At 65.3% G+C, this 19,584-nt stretch carries 18 protein-coding genes; 11 read left to right on the forward strand and 7 right to left on the reverse strand.

Translation table 11 applies throughout. From position 1 onward, the window contains the following. The first annotated feature begins 126 nt into the window (after positions 1-126). From araB to nrdF, 10 genes are all read left to right on the forward strand, one after another. Complete coding sequence (gene araB / locus BLQ39_RS13245; protein ID WP_092324623.1) at positions 127-1,857, forward strand: ribulokinase; 1,731 nt, start codon at positions 127-129, stop codon at positions 1,855-1,857. Beyond that, a complete protein-coding gene (locus BLQ39_RS13250; protein ID WP_092324625.1) occupies positions 1,854-2,564 on the forward strand; it encodes an L-ribulose-5-phosphate 4-epimerase in 711 nt (236 codons plus the stop codon). The genes araB and BLQ39_RS13250 overlap by 4 nt, the downstream gene beginning before the upstream one ends. After that, positions 2,564-4,081 carry an L-arabinose isomerase gene (araA, locus tag BLQ39_RS13255; protein WP_092324626.1) on the forward strand — a complete coding sequence of 506 codons (1,518 nt, stop codon included), beginning with the start codon at positions 2,564-2,566 and terminating at the stop codon, positions 4,079-4,081. The genes BLQ39_RS13250 and araA overlap by 1 nt, the downstream gene beginning before the upstream one ends. Positions 4,082-4,194: 113 nt before the next feature. Next, on the forward strand, positions 4,195-5,271 hold the full coding sequence (gene chvE / locus BLQ39_RS13260) for a multiple monosaccharide ABC transporter substrate-binding protein (protein ID WP_092324661.1): 1,077 nt from the start codon (positions 4,195-4,197) through the stop codon (positions 5,269-5,271). 125 nt (positions 5,272-5,396) lie between these two features. After that, positions 5,397-6,926 carry a multiple monosaccharide ABC transporter ATP-binding protein gene (mmsA, locus tag BLQ39_RS13265; RefSeq protein ID WP_092324628.1) on the forward strand — a complete coding sequence of 510 codons (1,530 nt, stop codon included), beginning with the start codon at positions 5,397-5,399 and terminating at the stop codon, positions 6,924-6,926. A 27-nt stretch (positions 6,927-6,953) separates the two neighbouring features. Further along, positions 6,954-8,177: a multiple monosaccharide ABC transporter permease gene (gene mmsB / locus BLQ39_RS13270; protein ID WP_092324629.1), complete on the forward strand. Its 1,224-nt coding sequence runs from the start codon at positions 6,954-6,956 to the stop codon at positions 8,175-8,177. Between the two features lie 338 nt (positions 8,178-8,515). Then, positions 8,516-8,749 (forward strand): glutaredoxin-like protein NrdH, encoded by a 234-nt coding sequence (gene nrdH / locus BLQ39_RS13275; protein WP_092324631.1) that lies wholly within the window; start codon positions 8,516-8,518, stop codon positions 8,747-8,749. 48 nt (positions 8,750-8,797) lie between these two features. Further along, positions 8,798-9,202, forward strand: a complete 405-nt coding sequence (gene nrdI, locus BLQ39_RS13280) for a class Ib ribonucleoside-diphosphate reductase assembly flavoprotein NrdI (protein ID WP_092324632.1) — start codon at positions 8,798-8,800, stop codon at positions 9,200-9,202. Positions 9,203-9,234: 32 nt separating this feature from the next. Beyond that, positions 9,235-11,340 carry a class 1b ribonucleoside-diphosphate reductase subunit alpha gene (nrdE, locus tag BLQ39_RS13285; protein WP_092324662.1) on the forward strand — a complete coding sequence of 702 codons (2,106 nt, stop codon included), beginning with the start codon at positions 9,235-9,237 and terminating at the stop codon, positions 11,338-11,340. 99 nt (positions 11,341-11,439) lie between these two features. Beyond that, complete coding sequence (nrdF, locus tag BLQ39_RS13290; protein ID WP_092324634.1) at positions 11,440-12,414, forward strand: class 1b ribonucleoside-diphosphate reductase subunit beta; 975 nt, start codon at positions 11,440-11,442, stop codon at positions 12,412-12,414. Here the strand turns inward: nrdF and BLQ39_RS13295 are convergent. The 6 genes from BLQ39_RS13295 to BLQ39_RS13320 all read right to left on the reverse strand — a co-directional run bounded on the left by BLQ39_RS13295 (position 12,411) and on the right by BLQ39_RS13320 (position 17,119). After that, the gene (locus tag BLQ39_RS13295) at positions 12,411-12,830 is read right to left on the reverse strand and encodes a DUF1801 domain-containing protein (protein WP_092324635.1); all 420 of its coding nucleotides are present in this window, start codon (positions 12,828-12,830) and stop codon (positions 12,411-12,413) included. The genes nrdF and BLQ39_RS13295 overlap by 4 nt on opposite strands. Positions 12,831-13,002: 172 nt before the next feature. Then, positions 13,003-13,446 carry a bleomycin resistance protein gene (locus tag BLQ39_RS13300; RefSeq protein ID WP_092324637.1) on the reverse strand — a complete coding sequence of 148 codons (444 nt, stop codon included), beginning with the start codon at positions 13,444-13,446 and terminating at the stop codon, positions 13,003-13,005. Between the two features lie 55 nt (positions 13,447-13,501). Then, entirely contained in the window at positions 13,502-14,497 is a 996-nt protein-coding gene (locus BLQ39_RS13305; protein WP_241986985.1) for a C-terminal binding protein, read from the reverse strand. Further along, the gene (locus BLQ39_RS13310) at positions 14,494-15,258 is read right to left on the reverse strand and encodes an amino acid ABC transporter ATP-binding protein (protein WP_092324639.1); all 765 of its coding nucleotides are present in this window, start codon (positions 15,256-15,258) and stop codon (positions 14,494-14,496) included. The genes BLQ39_RS13305 and BLQ39_RS13310 overlap by 4 nt, the downstream gene beginning before the upstream one ends. Beyond that, positions 15,255-16,205: an amino acid ABC transporter permease gene (locus tag BLQ39_RS13315; protein WP_092324640.1), complete on the reverse strand. Its 951-nt coding sequence runs from the start codon at positions 16,203-16,205 to the stop codon at positions 15,255-15,257. Before BLQ39_RS13315 ends, BLQ39_RS13310 begins: the two co-directional genes overlap by 4 nt. After that, positions 16,205-17,119 carry an ABC transporter substrate-binding protein gene (locus tag BLQ39_RS13320; protein ID WP_092324642.1) on the reverse strand — a complete coding sequence of 305 codons (915 nt, stop codon included), beginning with the start codon at positions 17,117-17,119 and terminating at the stop codon, positions 16,205-16,207. Before BLQ39_RS13320 ends, BLQ39_RS13315 begins: the two co-directional genes overlap by 1 nt. A gap of 115 nt (positions 17,120-17,234) precedes the next feature. Between BLQ39_RS13320 and BLQ39_RS13325 the strand changes: the two genes are divergently transcribed. After that, positions 17,235-18,878, forward strand: coding sequence for a thiamine pyrophosphate-binding protein (locus BLQ39_RS13325; protein ID WP_092324643.1), 1,644 nt, complete (start codon positions 17,235-17,237; stop codon positions 18,876-18,878). 19 nt (positions 18,879-18,897) lie between these two features. On the opposite strand, the gene BLQ39_RS13330 is transcribed toward BLQ39_RS13325, so the two are convergent. Beyond that, positions 18,898-19,581: a GntR family transcriptional regulator gene (locus BLQ39_RS13330; protein ID WP_166784490.1), complete on the reverse strand. Its 684-nt coding sequence runs from the start codon at positions 19,579-19,581 to the stop codon at positions 18,898-18,900. Positions 19,582-19,584: the final 3 nt, after the last annotated feature.

Below are 19,584 nucleotides of genomic sequence, written 5' to 3' on the forward strand. Positions count from 1 at the left end.
AACGAGATGTTTCGGGGTTGACAGGCAAATCATGGTGTCGGCTAAAGTGACAAGATCAAATGTGACCGTTCACATTGGACCGCAACATTGCCGCATCAGCGGCACCTCAGACAAGGGAGTCGATTCGTGAGCACGACCGTCGCGCAGCCAGACGCTGTTTCGTCAGCACGCGAAGAGTCGCACAGCGACGAGTCGTACGTCCTGGGGGTCGACTACGGAACTCTGTCCGGGCGCGCGGTCGTGGTGCGGGTCTCCGACGGAGCCGAACTGGGCTCCGCCACGCTCGATTATGCGCACGCGGTCATGGACACGACCCTCGCCGCCACGGGCGCCGCGCTCCCGCCCGAGTGGGCGCTGCAGGTGCCCCAGGACTACGTCGACGTGCTCAAGACCGCCGTGCCCGCCGCGGTGGCCAACGCCGGAATCGACCCCGCCCGGGTCATCGGCATCGGCACCGACTTCACCGCCTGCACCATGGTGCCGGTGCTCGCCGACGGCACCCCGCTCTGCGAGCTGCCGGAGTACGCCGGCCGTCCGCACGCCTACGTCAAGCTGTGGAAGCACCACTCGGCGCAGTCGCAGGCCGACCGGATCAACGACCTCGCGGCCCTGCGCGGCGAGGGCTGGCTGCCGCGCTACGGCGGCCTCATCTCCAGCGAGTGGGAATTCGCCAAGGGCCTCGAGCTCCTCGAAGAAGATCCCGAGCTGTACAACCGGATGGACCACTGGGTCGAAGCCGCCGACTGGATCGTCTGGCAGCTGACCGGCACCTACGTGCGCAACGCCTGCACCGCCGGCTACAAGGGCATCCTGCAGGACGGCGCCTACCCCAGCGAGGACTTCCTCGGCGCGCTGAACCCGGACTTCGCCCGGTTCGCCAACGACAAGGTCGCGCATGAGGTCGGCCAGCTCGGCGATGCCGCCGGCACGCTCTCGGCGGAGGCGGCCGCCTGGACGGGGCTGCCGGCGGGAATTGCCGTCGCGGTCGGCAACGTCGACGCGCACGTCACCGGCCCGGCCGCGCAGGCCGTCGAACCCGGCCAGATGGTCGCCATCATGGGCACGTCGACCTGCCACGTCATGAACTCCGACCACCTCACCGAGGTGCCCGGCATGTGCGGCGTCGTCGACGGCGGCATCGTCTCGGGCCTCTACGGCTACGAGGCCGGTCAGTCCGGCGTGGGCGACATCTTCGCCTGGTACGTGGGCAACCAGGTCCCGGCCCGGTACTTCACCGAAGCCGCGGCAGCGGGCCTGAGCGTGCACCAGTACCTCACCGAACTGATCAAGGACCAGCCCATCGGCGGCCACGGCCTGGTCGCCCTCGACTGGCACAGCGGCAACCGTTCGGTGCTCGTCGACCACGAACTCTCCGGCCTGGTCATCGGCACGACGCTGACCACGCGGACCGAGGAAATCTACCGGGCCCTGCTCGAGGCCACCGCGTTCGGCACCCGCGTGATCGTCGAGACCTTCAACGCGAGCGCCGTGCCCGTGACCGAGTTCATCGTCGCCGGCGGGCTGCTGAAGAACGCGTTCCTGATGCAGACCTACAGCGACATCCTGCGCCTGCCGATCTCGACCATCGCCAGCGAACAGGGCCCCGCGCTCGGCTCGGCAATCCACGCCGCCGCCGCGGCCGGTGCGTACCCGGATGTGCGCGCCGCCGGCCAGGCGATGGGCAAGCTCAACAAGAACGTCTACACCCCGAACGAAGAATCCTCCCTGGCCTACGACAAGCTGTTCGCCGAATACTCGCTGCTGCACGACTACTTCGGGCGCGGCACGAACAACGTCATGCACCGGCTCAAGGCGCTCAAGCGCGAGGCCGCCACGACGGCGGAGGCATCGGTATGAGCACCTACGGCCCGCAGATCGAGGTGGCGATCGCCCGCGTGCGCGCGGACGTCGCCCGCCTGCACTCCGAACTCACCCGCTACGGGCTGGTCGTCTCGACCGGCGGCAACGTCTCCGGTCGCGTGCCGGGCGCAGACCTGTTCGTGATCAAGCCGAGCGGCGTCGACTACGCCGATCTCGCGCCCGAGAACATGATCCTCTGCGGCCTGGATGGAGTCGTCATCCCGGACACTCCCGGCGCCGAACGATCGCCATCCAGCGACACCGCCGCGCACGCATACGTCTACCGGAATATGGCGGATGTCGGTGGTGTCGTGCACACGCACTCCACCTACGCGACCGCCTGGGCCGCCCGCGGCGAGTCGATCCCGTGCGTGATCACGGCCATGGCCGACGAGTTCGGCGGGGACATCCCGGTGGGCCCGTTCGCGATCATCGGCGACGACTCGATCGGCCGCGGGATCGTCGGAATCCTCACCGGCCACCGCTCCCGCGCGGTCCTGATGCAGAACCACGGCCCGTTCACGATCGGCAAGGACGCCAGGGACGCCGTCAAGGCCGCCGTGATGGTCGAGGATGTCGCCCGCACGGTGCACATCGCCCGCCAGGCCGGGGAACTCATCCCGCTCCCGCAGGCCGCCATCGACACCCTCTTCGACCGATACCAGAACGTCTACGGACAAGCACCGCAGGGAGCGATTCTCTAATGCCAGAACTCTCCACCACCCTGGACCACTACGAGGTCTGGTTCCTCACCGGCAGCCAGAACCTCTACGGCGAGGAGACCCTGCGCCAGGTGGCCGATCAGTCCCAGGCCATCGCCGCAGCCCTCGGCGCGAGCAGTGACATCCCGGTGAAGGTCGTCTGGAAGCCCGTGCTCAAGGACTCCGAGTCGATCCGCCGCGCCGCGCTCGACGCCAACGCGTCCGACCACGTCATCGGGCTCATCGCCTGGATGCACACCTTCTCGCCCGCGAAGATGTGGATCGCCGGGCTCGACGCCCTGCGGAAGCCGCTGCTGCACCTGCACACGCAGGCCAACGTCGAGCTGCCGTGGGCGGAGATCGACTTCGACTTCATGAACCTGAACCAGGCCGCGCACGGCGACCGCGAGTTCGGCTACATCCAGACCCGGCTGGGTGTCGCGCGCAAGACCGTGGTCGGCCACGTGTCCAACCCGGTCGTCAGCGCGAGCATCGGCACCTGGACCCGCGCGGCCGCCGGCTGGGCGGCATCCCGCACGATGAAGCTTGCCCGGTTCGGCGACAACATGCGCTACGTCGCGGTCACCGAGGGCGACAAAACCGAGGCCGAACTGCGGTTCGGCGTGCAGGTGAACACCTGGCCGGTCAACGAGCTTGCCGAGGCCGTGCACTCCGCCTCCGACGCCGACATCGACGCCCTCGTCGCCGAGTACGAGGACCTCTACGACGTCGTCCCCGAGCTCCGCAGCGGCGGCGGCCGGCACGACTCCCTGCGCTACGGCGCCGCGATCGAACTGGGCCTCAAGTCCTTCCTCGAGGCCGGCGGATTCAGCGCCTTCACCACGAACTTTGAAGACCTCGGCGCCCTCCGCCAGCTGCCCGGCCTGGCCGTGCAGCGCCTGATGGCGCAGGGCTACGGGTTCGGTGCGGAAGGCGACTGGAAGACCGCCATTCTCGTGCGCGTCGCCAACGTGATGGGCTCCGGCCTGCCCGGCGGCGCCAGCCTGATGGAGGACTACACCTACGACCTCACCCCGGATTCCGAGCTCATCCTCGGCGCACACATGCTCGAGGTCAGCCCGTCGCTGACCACCTCGCGGGCCAGCCTGGAGATCCACCCGCTCGGCATCGGCGGCAAGGAGGACCCGGTCCGCCTGGTCTTCAACGCCGACCCGGGACCCGCCGTGGTCGTGGCCATGTCCGACATGCGCGACCGGTTCCGGCTCGTGGCCAACGTCGTCGAGGTCGTCGAACCGACCGAGGCGCTGCCGAACCTCCCGGTCGGCCGTGCGGTCTGGCGCCCGGAGCCCGACTTCCAGACATCCGCCGCCGCCTGGCTCACCGCCGGCGCGGCCCACCACACCGTCATGTCGACCGCCGTCGGCATCGAGGTGTTCCACGATTTCGCCGAGATCGCTCGCACCGAGCTTCTCGTGATCGATAAAGCCACCACCCTGCGCGATTTCACGCGCGAGGTGCGTTGGAACCAGGCCTACTACCGACTGGCACAAGGCCTGTAATCCCACCTCCCGCACCACCTCACGCACATTTGACATCAATGTCGATCAAATAAAAAACGAAAGGAAACACAGTGAAGAAGAAAGCACTCTTCGCAATCGTGGCCGCTGGCGCCATGGTTGTCTCGCTGGCTGCCTGCTCCCCCGGGACCGACGGAGGCTCCGGCGAGGGCGACGGCGGTCTCATCGGCGTCGCGATGCCGACCAAGAGCTCCGAGCGGTGGATCGCTGACGGCAACGCCGTCAAGAGCCAGCTCGAAGAACAGGGCTTCAAGGTCGACCTCCAGTACGCGGAGGACGACATCCCCACTCAGGTCTCGCAGATCGAGAACATGATCACCAAGGGCGCGGAAGCCCTGATCATCGCCTCGATCGACGGCACCACGCTCACGAGCGTGCTGCAGGATGCCGCGGATGCGGACATCCCCGTCATCGCGTACGACCGCCTCATCCGCGACACCGAGAACGTCAACTACTACGCGTCGTTCGACAACTTCAAGGTCGGCCAGCAGCAGGCAACCTCGCTGCTGAACGGACTTGGCCTCACCGACCTCGAGGGCAAGGCTGCCGCCGACGCTCCCAAGGGCCCGTTCAACATCGAGCTGTTCGCCGGCTCGCTGGATGACAACAACGCCTTCTTCTTCTTCGACGGCGCCATGGACATGCTCCAGCCGCTGATCGACGACAAGACCCTCGTCGTGAAGAGCAAGCAGACCAAGATCGAACAGGTTGCCACGCTCCGCTGGGACGGCGAAACCGCGCAGAGCCGCATGGAGGACATCCTGACCTCCACGTACTCCGACGGTTCCAAGGTCAACGCGGTGCTGTCGCCCTATGACGGCATCTCGCGCGGTATCATCTCCGCACTCGAGGGCGCGGGATACTCGACCGGAGCCGAATGGCCGATCATCTCGGGCCAGGACGCCGAGCTCGACTCGGTCAAGGCCATCAACGGCGGCGAGCAGTACAGCACCATCTTCAAGGACACGCGCAAGCTCGCTTCCGTGGCCGTGGACATGGCTGTTGCACTGCTGAAGGGCGACAAGCCCGAGGTCAACAACACCAAGGACTACGACAACGGCAAGAAGGTCGTCGACTCGTACCTGCTCGACTCGCAGATCGTGGTGAAGGACAACGTCAACAAGGTCCTGGTTGATTCCGGCTACTGGACCGAGAAGGAAATCAACGGCTAACAACTTCGGATCGCTCGGAGTAGTCGAGTGCATTCCGGCCGGTGGGGGAGTAGTTTTGCATCACCCACCGGCCGGACGGCACGACCAGGCAAGGAAGCAGAACGGCGAATGAAGAAGGTACTGACGTGACCACCAACATCCTTGAGATGCGCAGCATCACAAAGACCTTCCCGGGAGTGAAGGCGCTGTCGACGGTGACGCTGGACGTCGCACGCGGCGAGGTCCACGCCATCTGCGGGGAAAACGGGGCCGGCAAGTCGACGCTGATGAAGGTGCTCAGCGGTGTGTACCCGCACGGTACCTACGACGGCGACATCGTCTTCGAAGACGAGGTGGTCCAGTTCAAGGACATCCGGGACTCGGAGGCCAAGGGAATCGTCATCATTCACCAGGAGCTGGCACTCAGCCCCTACCTCTCCATCGCGGAGAACATCTTTCTCAACAACGAACAGAAGGGCGCGCTGGGCCTCATCGATTGGGACAAGACCAATCACGAGGCTGCCACGCTGCTCGCCCGGGTGGGCCTGCGGGAGAACCCGACCACCCGGATCATGGACATCGGCGTCGGCAAGCAGCAGCTCGTCGAGATCGCCAAGGCCCTGTCCAAGCGGGTCAAGCTCCTCATCCTGGACGAGCCGACGGCGGCCCTCAACGACGAGGACTCCGACCACCTGCTGGACCTGATCCTGCACCTCAAGGGCCAGGGAATCACGTCGATCATCATCAGCCACAAGCTCAACGAGATCAAGAAGGTCTCCGACGCGGTCACGATCATTCGAGACGGGAAGGCCATCGAGACGATTGCCAAGACCGACGTCACGGAAGAACGCATCATCAAGGACATGGTCGGCCGCGACCTCGAGCACCGCTACCCCGACCACACGCCGCACATCGGCGAGGAGATCCTCCGCGTCGAGGACTGGACGGCATACCACCCCCAGGATACCTCGCGCCTGGTCGTCGATGCGGTGAACCTCAACGTGCGCGCCGGGGAAATCGTGGGAATCGCCGGGCTGATGGGGGCGGGGCGCACCGAGTTCGCCATGAGCCTGTTCGGCCAGTCCTACGGCAGCAAGATCACCGGCCGGGTGTTCAAGCACGGCAAGGAGATCAAAACGCGGACGGTGTCCGAAGCCATCGACAACGGCATCGCGTACGCCACCGAGGACCGCAAGACCTACGGCCTGAACCTCATCGAAGACATCAAGCGGAACATCTCGATGGCGTCGCTGAAGAAGCTCGAGAAAGCGGGCCTCGTGAACGACAACGAGGAATACCGGGTGGCCAACGAGTACCGCACGAGCATGAACATCAAGGCCCCGAACGTGCTCGTCAAGACCGGCAAGCTCTCCGGCGGCAACCAGCAGAAGGTCGTTCTCTCCAAGTGGATCTATTCCGACCCGGATGTCCTGATCCTCGACGAGCCCACCCGAGGGATCGACGTCGGCGCGAAGTACGAGATCTACACGATCATCAACAAGCTCGCCGCCCAGGGCAAGGGCGTCATCGTCATCTCGTCCGAGCTGCCGGAACTGCTCGGCATCAGCGACCGGATCTACACGATTTCCGAGGGCCGGATCACGGGGGAGTTCCCGATCAAGGAAGCCACCCCGGAGACCCTCATCAAGCACATGACCATGGAAAAGGCCCGCTAGCGTCGGCGCTGCGGAAGAGGAGAAACAATGAGTGATCTCGACACCAAGCCGGCAGCGGACACCAAGCCGGCCGTTGCACGGGCGGCCTCGCGGCTGACCCACGTCATCGCCGACCTGGGCAAGAACGGCATCTTCATCGCCCTGATCCTGGTAGTGCTGCTGTTCGCCTTCCTGACCGACGGCATTCTGCTTCGGCCGCAGAACATCTCCAACCTGATCGTGCAGAACGGGTACATCCTCGTGCTCGCCGTCGGCATGGTCATGGTGATCATCGCGGGCCACATCGACCTCTCGGTCGGTTCCGTTGCCGCCTTCGTGGGTGCCTGCTCGGGTGTCTTCGCGGTGCACTGGGGTCTGCCGTGGTGGCTGTCGATCATCCTCTCGCTCGGCATCGGCGCCCTGGTCGGCGTGTGGCAGGGGTTCTGGATCGCGTACGTGGGCATTCCCGCATTCATCGTGACCCTGGCCGGCATGCTCATCTTCCGCGGACTCGCCCTCGTCGTGCTGGGCAACTCGAACATCGGGTCGTTCCCGAGCGAATACCGGGCACTCGGAAACGGATTCCTCACCGACCTGTTCGGCGAATACGAGCTTGATCCGCTCACCCTCGGCATCGCCGCGCTGGCCATCCTCGCCCTCATCACACAGCAGGTTCGCACGCGAATCGGCCGTCAGAAGTACAGCCAGGAGGTCGAGCCGCTGGCCTGGTTCATCGTCAAGCTTGCGCTCATCACGCTGGCCATCGGCTTCTTCGCGTACGCCCTGGCCGCGTACAAGGGTGTACCGGTGACCCTGATCGTGCTGGCCGTGCTGGTCATGGTCTACGGCACGGTGATGACGCGCACGGTCTTCGGCCGCCACATCTACGCCATCGGCGGCAACCGTCACGCGGCGGAGCTGTCCGGCATCAAGACTCGCAAGGTCGACTTCTACCTGTTCGTGAACATGGGGACCCTGGCCGCCCTGGCCGGCCTGATCTTCACGGCGCGGTTGAACCTGGCCGGCCCGAAGGCCGGTGACGGCTTCGAACTGGAGGCCATTTCGGCCGCGTTCATCGGCGGGGCCGCCGTCACCGGCGGCGTCGGCACCATCGGCGGGGCCATCATCGGTGGCCTGATCATCGGTGTGCTGAACAACGGCATGTCGATCCTCGGCATCGGCATCGAATGGCAGCAGGCCGTCAAGGGCCTGGTGCTCCTCCTCGCGGTCGCCTTCGACGTGTACAACAAGCGACGGGCGGGCGGCCACTGACGCGCGGCATCCGTTGAGCGCTGGGCCCCGGTCGTCTTCGGATGCCGGGGCCTTTTGCATGCCGCCGCGACACGCCGCCGTGAATTCCACAGGCAAACAGGCCACCCCCTTTCGGGCCTGTGGATAACTCCCTGCGGCACCGCGGAAAATGGCTCAACCGGGCCGGGCGAGGCTGTGTAGAACCGGTGGAATGTCGGTGGATAACCACATAATTGTAATTACTGCATGTAGTGGCCGTGCCCGGACACAATCACTAGATGTAGTATTGAAGCATCGGTTCGGCGCATATGCCGAACACCCAAATCCACACCTTGTGAGCAATGAGAGAGGCCCCAGCGATGGCAATTACGGTCTACACCAAGCCTTCCTGCGTGCAGTGCACGGCGACATACCGTGCCCTGGACAACAAGGGCATCGAGTACGAGATCTTCGACCTGTCGGTCGACGAGAAGGCACTCGAAGCGGTCAAGGCCCTGGGCTACCTGCAGGCCCCCGTCGTCATCACCGACGAGGACCACTGGTCCGGTTTCCGCCCGGACAAGATCAACGAGCTGGCAGCACGCATCGCGTAGTTTCTACACGTCCGTCCGACCAGCTCCCGACCACCGAGGGGGTGCCCAATGACTGAGCTCGTCTATTTCTCCAGCACGTCCGGCAACACTCGCCGGTTCGTGGAGAAGCTCGGCCTTCCCGCGGCACGCATCCCTCTCTATGCCAGGGACGAGCCGCTGAAGGTCGACGAACCCTATGTGCTCTGCATCCCGACCTACGGCGGGGGCGGCCAGGGGGGAGCAGTCCCCAAACAGGTGATCCGGTTTCTCAATGATGAGAAGAACCGCTCGCTGATCCGCGGCGTCATCAGCGCCGGCAACACGAATTTCGGCGAGGCGTACTGCCTCGCCGGGGACATCATCGCCGAGAAGTGCCAGGTGCCCCACCTGTATCGATTTGAAGTATTCGGAACGCCGGATGATGTGCGCATCGTCCACGAAGGATTGGAATCATTTTGGAAGCAACAGCCGTGAAGTCGCAGCTCTCCCCGTCTGTCGGCGCGGAGATGGATTACCACTCCCTCAATGCCATGCTCAACCTGTACGGCCCGAACGGGGAAATCCAGTTCGAGAAGGACCGTGAAGCGGCGCGGGAGTACTTCCTGCAGCACGTCAACCAGAACACGGTTTTCTTCCACAGCCTGCGCGAACGCCTCGACTACCTGGTCGAGAAGGAGTACTACGAACAGGCCGTGCTCGACATGTACACGTTCGAGTTCATCACGAAGCTCAACGACCTGGCCTACTCGAAGAAGTTCCGCTTCCAGACCTTCCTCGGTGCGTTCAAGTACTACACCTCGTACACGCTGAAGACCTTCGACGGCAAGCGTTACCTCGAGCGCTTCGAGGACCGCGTCGTGATGACATCCCTCGGCCTCGCCCAGGGCGACGAGAAGCTCGCGGTGTCCCTCGTCGAGGAGATCATCGCCGGGCGGTTCCAGCCGGCCACCCCGACCTTCCTCAACTCGGGCAAGGCGCAGCGCGGTGAACTCGTTTCCTGCTTCCTGCTGCGCATCGAAGACAACATGGAGTCGATCTCCCGCGCCATCAACTCCTCGCTGCAGCTGTCCAAGCGCGGCGGTGGCGTCGCGCTGCTCCTCACGAACATCCGTGAGGCCGGAGCGCCGATCAAGCAGATCGAGAACCAGTCCAGCGGCATCATCCCCGTGATGAAGCTGCTCGAAGACTCCTTCAGCTATGCCAACCAGCTCGGCGCCCGCCAGGGTGCCGGCGCGGTCTACCTGCACGCGCACCACCCCGACATCATGCGCTTCCTCGACACCAAGCGTGAGAACGCCGACGAGAAGATCCGCATCAAGACGCTCTCCCTCGGCGTTGTCGTGCCCGACATCACCTTCGAGCTCGCAAAGAAGGACGAGGACATGTACCTGTTCTCGCCCTACGACGTCGAGCGCGTCTACGGCGTGCCGTTCGCGGACATCTCGGTCAGCGAGAAGTATCACGAGATGGTCGACGACCCGCGCATCAAGAAGTCGAAGATGAAGGCCCGCGACTTCTTCCAGACGCTCGCGGAGATCCAGTTCGAGTCCGGCTACCCGTACATCATGTTCGAGGACACGGTCAACGCTGCGAACCCGATCAAGGGCCGCATCAACATGTCGAACCTGTGCTCGGAGATCCTCCAGGTCGCCACCCCGACGACCTACAACGAGGACCTGTCGTACGACAAGATCGGCAAGGACATCTCCTGCAACCTCGGGTCGATGAACATCGCCCTGTCGATGGATTCGCCCGACTTCGGCCAGACGGTCGAGACCGCGATCCGCGGCCTCAACTCGGTGTCGGAGCAGAGCCACATCTCCTCGGTCCGTTCGATCGAAGACGGCAACGACAAGTCGCACGCGATCGGCCTCGGCCAGATGAACCTGCACGGCTACCTCGCCCGTGAGCGCATCTTCTACGGCAGCGAAGAGGGCATCGACTTCACCAACATCTACTTCTACACGGTGGTGTTCCACGCGCTGCGTGCCTCGAACAAGCTGGCCATCGAGCGCGGGCGTGCCTTCGACGGTTTCGAAGACTCGACCTACGCATCCGGTGCCTTCTTCGACAAGTACACCGACCAGGCCTGGACGCCGGCGACCCCGCGGGTCTCCGAACTGTTCGAGACCTCCGGCGTTGCGATCCCGACCCAGGCCGACTGGGCCGAGCTGAAGGCGTCGATCATGGAGCACGGGATCTACAACCAGAACCTGCAGGCCGTGCCGCCGACCGGGTCCATCTCGTACATCAACAACTCGACCTCGTCGATCCACCCGATCGCCTCGAAGATCGAGATCCGCAAGGAAGGCAAGCTCGGCCGCGTCTACTACCCGGCGCCGTTCCTCACGAACGACAACCTGGACTACTACCAGGACGCGTACGAGATCGGCGCAGAGAAGATCATCGACACCTACGCGGCCGCCACCCAGCACGTCGACCAGGGCCTGTCGCTGACGCTGTTCTTCAAGGACACTGCCACCACCCGCGACATCAACAAGGCGCAGATCTACGCCTGGCGCAAGGGCATCAAGACCATCTACTACATCCGTCTCCGCCAGCTCGCGCTGGAAGGGACCGAGGTGGACGGCTGCGTCTCTTGTATGCTTTAAGGCTGCAGCCTTAACGGATGCACCGGTGGTCGAGCTTGTCGAGACCACGAATGCCGATCTCGACAAGCTCGATTTACGAACCACTGAAGGAAGAAACCCATGATTGACAAGCTCAAGCTGGTCTCCCACGTTGACGCGATCAACTGGAACAAGATCGAGGACGAAAAGGACGTCGAGGTCTGGAACCGCCTCGTCAACAACTTCTGGCTGCCCGAGAAGATCCCCCTCTCGAACGACGTCCAGTCCTGGAACACGCTCACCCCGATCGAGCAGCAGCTGACCATGCGCGTGTTCACCGGCCTGACCCTGCTCGACACGATCCAGGGCACCGTCGGCGCCGTCTCGCTCATCCCCGACGCGATCACCCCGCACGAGGAAGCCGTCTACACGAACATCGCGTTCATGGAGTCGGTGCACGCGAAGAGCTACTCGTCGATCTTCTCGACGCTGGCTTCCACAAAGGAGATCGACGAAGCGTTCCGCTGGTCGACCGAGAACGTGAACCTGCAGAAGAAGGCCTCCATCGTGATGGAGTACTACCAGGGCGACGACCCCCTCAAGCGCAAGGTCGCCTCGACCCTGCTCGAGTCGTTCCTCTTCTACTCGGGCTTCTACCTGCCGATGTACTGGTCGAGCCGCGCCAAGCTCACCAACACGGCCGACCTCATCCGCCTGATCATCCGGGATGAAGCGGTGCACGGCTACTACATCGGCTACAAGTTTCAGAAGGGTCTCGAACGGGTCTCCCAGGAGCGCCGCGACGAGATCAAGGACTACACGTTCAACTTGATGTTCGAGCTCTACGAGAACGAGATCCAGTACACGCAGGACCTCTACGACGAGGTCGGCCTGACCGAGGACGTCAAGAAGTTCCTGCACTACAACGCCAACAAGGCGCTGATGAACCTCGGCTACGAGCCGATGTTCCCGAAGTCGGTCACCGACGTGAACCCGGCGATCCTGTCGGCCCTGTCACCGAACGCCGACGAGAACCACGACTTCTTCTCCGGGTCGGGCTCCTCGTACGTCATCGGCAAGGCCGTCAACACCGAAGACTCGGACTGGGACTTCTAAGCGGGGTCGTCGCCGCGGGACCAGGCGATCGCGACGAGGCGACGCAGCACGTCGAGGTCGATGTCGTCGAGCGTCTTCACGTAGACGCACCCCGCGCCCTCGGTGTACGCGCCGAGCTGCGGAAGGAGCGCGGCGCCCTCGGGGAGGTCTTTGAGCCCGTAGATCGACAGTTGCGCCTTGCGCGGCGAGAATCCGGTCTTCATCCAGTCGCCGCGCGTGCGGGGATTCGCGGGCGACACGTAGCGATAGCTCCCGTAGCCCACAATCGACGAACCCCACATGACGGGGTCGGCGCCCGTCACCTCGCGGAAGATCGCGTCGAGGGCCTTGCCGTCCTCGCGGCGGCGGGCGGGCGTCGCCGCGTCGAGGAAGTTCTCGACGGAGGAATCCGTCGGCTGCGTCTTGTTTTCGGCCATGGCCTCATTAAAGCGCGTGCGCCCCTTGCCCGCTCTGCTTGGTCTGAGATTGAGACTTCCGGTCGAGTTTGCCCGGTGTACCGGTCAAACTCGACCGGAACTGGCCAGGTCGACGCAGGGTGCGCCCATCCGGGCGGATCAGCGAACCGGCACAGTGAGCGAACCGGCACAGTCAGCGAACCGGCACAGTGAGCCGCGAAGTGAAGCGAATGAGGTACCCGTCCGGGTCCTGCACCAGGAACTGGGACACTCCGGCCTCGGTGCTGCCGGTCTGGTACCACTTGTCTTCGGGGGCCATGAAGAGCGGCCAGCCCGATGCCGCGAGGCGTTCGACCAGGGGCGTGATCGCCGGCACCGAGACCTGGAAATTCACGCCGCGGCCCAGGGGCCTTTCGAGGGTGTCGGCGACCCAATTCCGACCGACTCCGATCTGCTCGAGCATGATCTGCGCCGTTCCGTACTGAAGGTAGGCGAAACCCTCCTGCGGACGGTCGTAGAGGATCTCGAAACCGCACAGAGCAACCCAGAAATCCAGGCTCGTGGCGAGATCGGTGATCAGGAGTTCGGGGACGAGGCCAGGGAACGCGGGGGCAGTATCTCCCGATGCGGAGTTCATGTCTCCCAGTATGGGGCGGCAGCGGCAGCGGCAGCGGCAGCGGCAGCGGCACGCGTCAGCGCGGGTCAACCACCGGCGCCGTCTCGGGCTCGCCCGTCTCGAACAGCGAGATGACGTTCTGCGCCTGGATGCGGATGTACTCCGCCAGCGTGTGGTCGGAGAGGAACCCGACGTGCGGCGTGACGATCGTGCGCTCGTGGGTGACGAGCGGGTGATCGGCCGGCGCCGGCTCGACGTCCAGCACGTCCAGGCCGGCGGCGGTGATCTGGCCGCTGTCGAGCGCCTCAACCAGGGCGGGCGTGTCGATCAGCTGCCCGCGGCTCACGTTGACCAGGTAGCTGCCGGGCTTCATCCTGGAGATCGAGTCGGCATTGATGATCCGGTTCGTTTCCGGCGTCAACGGCAGGTGCAGGGAGAGCACGTCGGCGGAGGCAAGCACCTCGTCGAAACTCGCCAACCGCACGCCCAGCGACGCCAGACGCGCCGCGGCCTCCGGGTTCCGCGCGAGGTGCGGGTCGTAACCGACGATCGCGCCGAACAGGGGAGACGCGAACTCGGCCAGCTTCGCGCCGATCCGGCCCAGCCCGATCAGCCCGAGCGTCTTCTGGCTGAGGCGGGCAGGGCTCACGGCCGGGCGCGCGTTCCAGTCCACGCCGATGACGCGCTCGAAGAACGGCAGGTCCCGTGCCGTCGCCAGGATGAGCCCGAGCGCGTGCGTCGCGACCTCCTCGGTGGCCACGCCGGGCAGGTTGGTCACCCAGACGCCGGCTGCCCGCGCCGCGTCGAGGTCGATGTGGTCGAAACCCATCGAGACGAGCGAGATGATGCGCAGGTCCGGCAGGCCCGCGATCACGCGTTCCGGAATCGGCGCATACCCGACGAGCAGGGCTTGGGCGCCCTGGGCCTCGGCGAGGATGCGATCCGGGTCGAGGGTCTCGAGGAATCGAACCTCGAAGCCGTGTCCCTCGAGCAGACGGATGCCCGGGGTCGGGTCGATGTCCTCGTTGTCGGTGTAGATCGCGAGCGGTTTCTGCTCCGGCACGGCGGTCACAGGACCTTCGAGAGGAACGCCTGCGTGCGGCGGTGCTGCGGGTTACCGAGCACGTCCCTCGGGGCGCCCTGCTCGACAACGACGCCGGCGTCCATGAAGACGAGGTGGTCGCCGACCTCGCGGGCGAAGCCGACCTCGTGGGTGACTACGATCATGGTCATTCCGCTGTCGGCCAGGTCGCGCATGACATCGAGCACCTCGCCGACCAGTTCCGGGTCGAGGGCGCTGGTCGGCTCATCGAACAACATGAGCTTGGGCTTCATCGCGAGGGCACGGGCGATCGCGACGCGCTGCTGCTGGCCGCCGGAGAGCTGCGACGGAAACTTGTGCGCCTGGTCGGCGAGACCCACGCGCTCCAGCAGCTGCATGGCGCGCTCCCGGGAATCCTTCTTCTGCTCGCGCAGCACGTCGACCGGAGCCAGCATCACGTTCTGCAGCGCGGTCATGTGGGCGAAGAGGTTGAAGCGCTGGAACACCATGCCGATGTCGCGCCGCTGGTCGGCGACCTGGTTCTCGTTCAGCTCATACAGCTTGCCGGCGCGCTCCTGGTAGCCGACGAGTTGGCCGTCGACGGACAGCCGGCCCGCGTCGATGCGCTCCAGGTGGTTGATGCAGCGCAGGAGGGTGGACTTGCCCGAGCCGGAGGGGCCGAGGAGGCAGAAGACCTGGCCGGTGCGAACCTCGAGGTCGATCCCCTTCAGCACCTCAACGTGGCCGAATGACTTGTGGACGTTTTCCGCCGTGACCATTGCAGTTGTCATGAGGCTGCTCCACCTTTCGTGCCGACGGGCTGGGCGCCGGGTGCCGCCGCCGGCGACGTGACCCGTCCCGGCGTGAGATTCCTCAGTACGCGCTGGCGGCGAGGCGCGGCGCCAGCGACCCCGCGGGCGAACCGTTTCTCGAGTTGCATCTGGATCAGCGTCGAGATCGTCGTCAGGACGAGGTACCAGATGCTGGCGACGATGAGCAGTTCGAAGATGTAGAAGTTGCGCGCGGAAATCGTCTGCGCCCGGTTCAACAGGTCCGGCGCAGCGATCACCGTGACCAGCGACGTCATCTTCAGCATGGTGATGAGTTCGTTGCCCATCGGCGGAATGATGACCCGCATGGCCTGGGGCAGAACGATCTTGAACATGGTTGACCGGCGGCGCATCCCGAGCGCCATGGCGGCCTCGCTCTGGCCGTGGTCGACCGACAGGATGCCGCCGCGAACGATCTCCGCCATGTAGGCGCCCTCGTTGAGGCCGAGTCCGAGCAGCGCCGCCACGAACGCGGTGATCACCGTGTTCGTGTCGAGGCTGAGCTCGCCCATCCCGAGCCTCGGGAAGAACAGGGCGAGGTTGAACCAGAGCAGCAGCTGCACGAGCACCGGTGTGCCGCGGAATGCCCAGATGTAGCCCCCGGCCACCGAGTTCAGCACTCGGTTCGGCGACAGGCGCATGACTGCCACCGCCACTCCGAGGACGACTCCGATGATCATCGAGAGCACGGTCAGGGAAATGGTGACCCAGAGCCCGCTGAGGATGGTCGGGCCGAACAGGTTCTCCCCGACAACAGACCAGTCGAGGTTGTCGTTCGTGGCGACGGCGTAGAGGAGTGCAACCAGCACGGCGACCACGATGACGCCCGAGATCTGCTGTCCCCAGTGCCGTACCGGGATGGCGCGGATCGGGGTTTTGGCATCGGTGGAAGCCGGCTGGCCGCTCATTACAGGGTGCCGCCGTTGACCGTGACCTCGGTGACCGCGCCGGAGCCCAGGTCGTGCTCGTCGAGGATGGACTTGTACGTGCCGTCGGCGATCAGCTTCTCGATGGTCGCCTTGACCGCGTCCCGAAGGTCGGAGTCTTCCTTGGCGAACATCGGCCCCATGACAACGGGCAGGAGAGGCTCGTCGTTGCCGATCTCAAACTTGCCGCTGCCTCCCTCCGCCTGGGCGTTGAAGCGGGCGACGGCATCCTGGGAGAAGGAGGCGTCGGCGCGTCCGCTGCGCACCTGCAGCATGGCGTCGGCGTCGGTGGCGAGTGCGGTCACAACGATCGGGTCGTCGGCGCACTCCTCGGTGTTGAACTTCTCCAGCAGGCTGACCTGGGTGGACGCCTCCAGGGCGGCGACCTTCAGACCGCACATGTCCTCGATGCCCTTGATGCTCTTGGGGTTGCCGGCCGGGACGACGATGCCCTGTCCGGTCAGGAAGTAATCGACGAAGTCGTACTTCGCCTGACGCGCCTTGGTGTCGGTCATGGCCGCGACGACGACGTCGATTCGCTTGGCGTCGAGAGCGGGGAGCAGTCCGTCGAAGGCCATGTTCGTGATGTCGACTGTGAGGCCGAGCTCGTCTCCGATGGCCTGGAACAGTGCCATGTCGAGGCCGATGACGGTGGTGTTGTCTGCGTCGAGGTACTCGAAGGGCGGGTAGAACGCCTCGGTGCCGATCTTGAGCACGCCGGCTTCCTTGATGTCTGCGGGAAGCATGCCGCGCAGGGCGCTGTCCGCGTCCTTGGCAGGAGCCTTGTCCGCCGACGAGGCCGCGCCTCCCGCGGAACACCCGGCCAGCATCGTCGCGGCGACCGCGAAGGTGACACCGAGAACGACTGCCTTGTTGCGCTTATTCATAGACCTCATGGCTCCTCCTTGAGCAGTGATGTCAGTCACCACTTCACGTGATGATCAAACGATATTGCATGGTTGTTCTACATTATGACGGCAATTCGCAGAATTGTCCTACGATGGAGCAATCATGACGATAACTGAGACTGACGAGACCCCGACCTCCCTTCATCGCAATGGCGGGGCGGCGGTCGCCGAGACCCTTCAGGAGCACGGCGTCGACACGATTTTCGGCATCCCGGGCACGCACAACCTCGAGATCTACCGGCACCTCGTGCGCCTGGGCATCAGGCCCGTCACGCATCGTCACGAGCAAGGGGCCGGCTACGCCGCCGACGGCTACAGCCAGGTCGCGGGCAAACCCGGGGTCGTCATCACGACCAGCGGCCCGGGCACCCTCAACGCGATGGTCGCGGCCGGCACCTCGTACGCGGAATCCCGGCCCGTGCTGATCATCTCCTCCGGGCTCCCCTCCGGCACCGAACACCTCGACGGCGGCGAACTCCACGAGACGAAGGACACCCTCGCCGCCATGGCGAGCATGACCGAGTGGAGCACGCGGGCGACAACCCCCGAGGAAGCAACCGAGGCCATCGCGCATGCCTTCGAGGTCATGCGCACGGGTCGCCCGCGCCCGGTCTACGTCGAGATCCCGAGCGACGTGCTTGCGCAGGAGTGGGACGGCGAGGTCGCCCGAGCCGGCGACGTGCTGACCCCCGCAGTCGACGAATCCCTGGTGCGGCAGGCAGCCCTGCTACTCCTCGGCGCCACTCGGCCGGCGATCATCGCCGGCGGCGGATCCCGTGGGGCCGACGCGCAGCTGCGCCGGCTCGCCGAGCGCCTCACGGCGCCCGTGATCTCGACCTGCAACGGCAAGGGAGTGCTGCCCGAGGGCCACCCGCTCTCCCTGGGCGCGAACATCCGCCTGAGGTCTGCTCAGGACTGGCTGAATGCCAGCGACGCGCTGCTGGTCGTGGGCAGCGAACTGGGCGACTCCGACCTGTGGGAGGGCAGGATCACCTCGCCGAACGTGATCCGCATCGACATTGCCGAGAGTCAGTTGGCCCTGAACGCACCGGCGCGGATCGCCATCCGCGCGGATGCCGCGGATGCCCTCGAGGCCATCGACGAGGCCATCGACGCGGTCCTCGGCCGGCACGGCGCCCCCGCCGATTCCGCCGAGCCACACATGGCGTCCCGCGAGCTGGACGAACTCAAGGCGACGCTCACGGTCGAGGCCCTGGCCGACGGCGAGACCTGGTTCGAGCTGAACTCCGAACTCCGCACGGCGCTGCCCGCTGACACGATCATCACCGGCGACTCCTCGCAGGTGACCTACTTCGGAACGGTGCACTTCTTCCCGGTGCCGAACAAGAACTCGTTCCTCTACATGCCTCGCGTGGCAACCCTCGGCTACGCCCTCCCCGCCGCGATCGGCGCGAAGGTTGCCCGGCCCGACGCGCCGGTCATCGCCCTCCTCGGGGATGGCGCGCTCATGTTCTCGGTCCAGGAGCTGGTCACGGCGGTCGAGCAGGGCCTCTCGATCGTCGTCGTCGTCGCGAACAACGGCGGCTACCGCGAGATCCGGGACCAGCAGGCGGCACGCGGGATCGCCCCGGTCGGGGTCGACCTGCACGTTCCCGACCTGGTGGCCCTGGCGAACGCGATCGGCGCGACCGGCGAGCGGGCCGAAAACGCCCAGGATGCCGCGGCCAGGGCCCGGGCGGCCCTCGGCCGTCGGGGCCCGACGGTGATCAGCCTCGACTTCCCCTAGGGGTGCCGAGGCAGGAGCGTCAGGCTTCGACCGCGTCGAGCCGGGCGTGCAGCCGGCGAATCGTTTCGTCGATGTGGTCTTCCACGCAGCGTGCCGCTGCAGCGTTGTCCTGGGCGGCGATCGCCGCGTAGATGCGGCGGTGCTCATCGAGGAACGACGCATCCGCTGCGTAGTCGAGCCGGGATGACGCGAGGGCGTTGAGGTAAAACGAGAGCTCCACCGCGAGCTGGGCGTAGAAGGCGTCGATGCGCTCGCTGCCGAAATTACGAACGGTGGCGGCGTGGAAGGCGAGGTCCTTCTCGACAATGTCGCGGTCGTCGCCGGCGTCCGCGGCGAGTTCCAGGTCGTCCAGGGCCGTCTTGATTCCGGCGATGACCTCGGCGCTGGCGGGCAGGGAGACCGCGCCCACCTCAAGTCCGCGACGAGCGTCGTAGAGGTTGATCAGCGCATCCTTGGTCGGCTCCGCGACGATGGCCCCGCGGTGCATTTCATGGCGGATGAGACGACTCTGGCCGAGCAGCAACACGGCCTCGCGAACCGTGTTCCGGGAGACTCCGAGAGTCGTGGCGATCGTGTTTTCTCGCAGCGGAGTGCCGGGTTTCAGGCTGCCGTCCAGGATCAGGGTAGTGATGTGGTCGCGCACGTGTTCCGCCGTGCTGACGCGCTGGAAGGACATCTTCGTCAGACCCTGCATGGACGCCATGGA

This window comes from Cryobacterium psychrotolerans, assembly GCF_900101115.1.
In the GTDB taxonomy this organism is placed as follows: domain Bacteria; phylum Actinomycetota; class Actinomycetes; order Actinomycetales; family Microbacteriaceae; genus Cryobacterium; species Cryobacterium psychrotolerans.

Coding starts and splice junctions, on each gene's coding strand:
- BLQ39_RS13250 (WP_092324625.1), top strand. CDS start 1,854: ATGAGCACCTACGGCCCGCAGATCGAGGTGGCGATCGCCCGCGTGCGC.
- araA (WP_092324626.1), top strand. CDS start 2,564: ATGCCAGAACTCTCCACCACCCTGGACCACTACGAGGTCTGGTTCCTC.
- chvE (WP_092324661.1), top strand. CDS start 4,195: ATGGTTGTCTCGCTGGCTGCCTGCTCCCCCGGGACCGACGGAGGCTCC.
- mmsB (WP_092324629.1), top strand. CDS start 6,954: ATGAGTGATCTCGACACCAAGCCGGCAGCGGACACCAAGCCGGCCGTT.
- nrdH (WP_092324631.1), top strand. CDS start 8,516: ATGGCAATTACGGTCTACACCAAGCCTTCCTGCGTGCAGTGCACGGCG.
- nrdI (WP_092324632.1), top strand. CDS start 8,798: ATGACTGAGCTCGTCTATTTCTCCAGCACGTCCGGCAACACTCGCCGG.
- nrdE (WP_092324662.1), top strand. CDS start 9,235: ATGGATTACCACTCCCTCAATGCCATGCTCAACCTGTACGGCCCGAAC.
- nrdF (WP_092324634.1), top strand. CDS start 11,440: ATGATTGACAAGCTCAAGCTGGTCTCCCACGTTGACGCGATCAACTGG.
- BLQ39_RS13295 (WP_092324635.1), bottom strand. CDS start 12,830: ATGGCCGAAAACAAGACGCAGCCGACGGATTCCTCCGTCGAGAACTTC.
- BLQ39_RS13300 (WP_092324637.1), bottom strand. CDS start 13,446: ATGAACTCCGCATCGGGAGATACTGCCCCCGCGTTCCCTGGCCTCGTC.
- BLQ39_RS13310 (WP_092324639.1), bottom strand. CDS start 15,258: ATGACAACTGCAATGGTCACGGCGGAAAACGTCCACAAGTCATTCGGC.
- BLQ39_RS13315 (WP_092324640.1), bottom strand. CDS start 16,205: ATGAGCGGCCAGCCGGCTTCCACCGATGCCAAAACCCCGATCCGCGCC.
- BLQ39_RS13320 (WP_092324642.1), bottom strand. CDS start 17,119: ATGAGGTCTATGAATAAGCGCAACAAGGCAGTCGTTCTCGGTGTCACC.
- BLQ39_RS13325 (WP_092324643.1), top strand. CDS start 17,235: ATGACGATAACTGAGACTGACGAGACCCCGACCTCCCTTCATCGCAAT.
- BLQ39_RS13330 (WP_166784490.1), bottom strand. CDS start 19,581: ATGGCGTCCATGCAGGGTCTGACGAAGATGTCCTTCCAGCGCGTCAGC.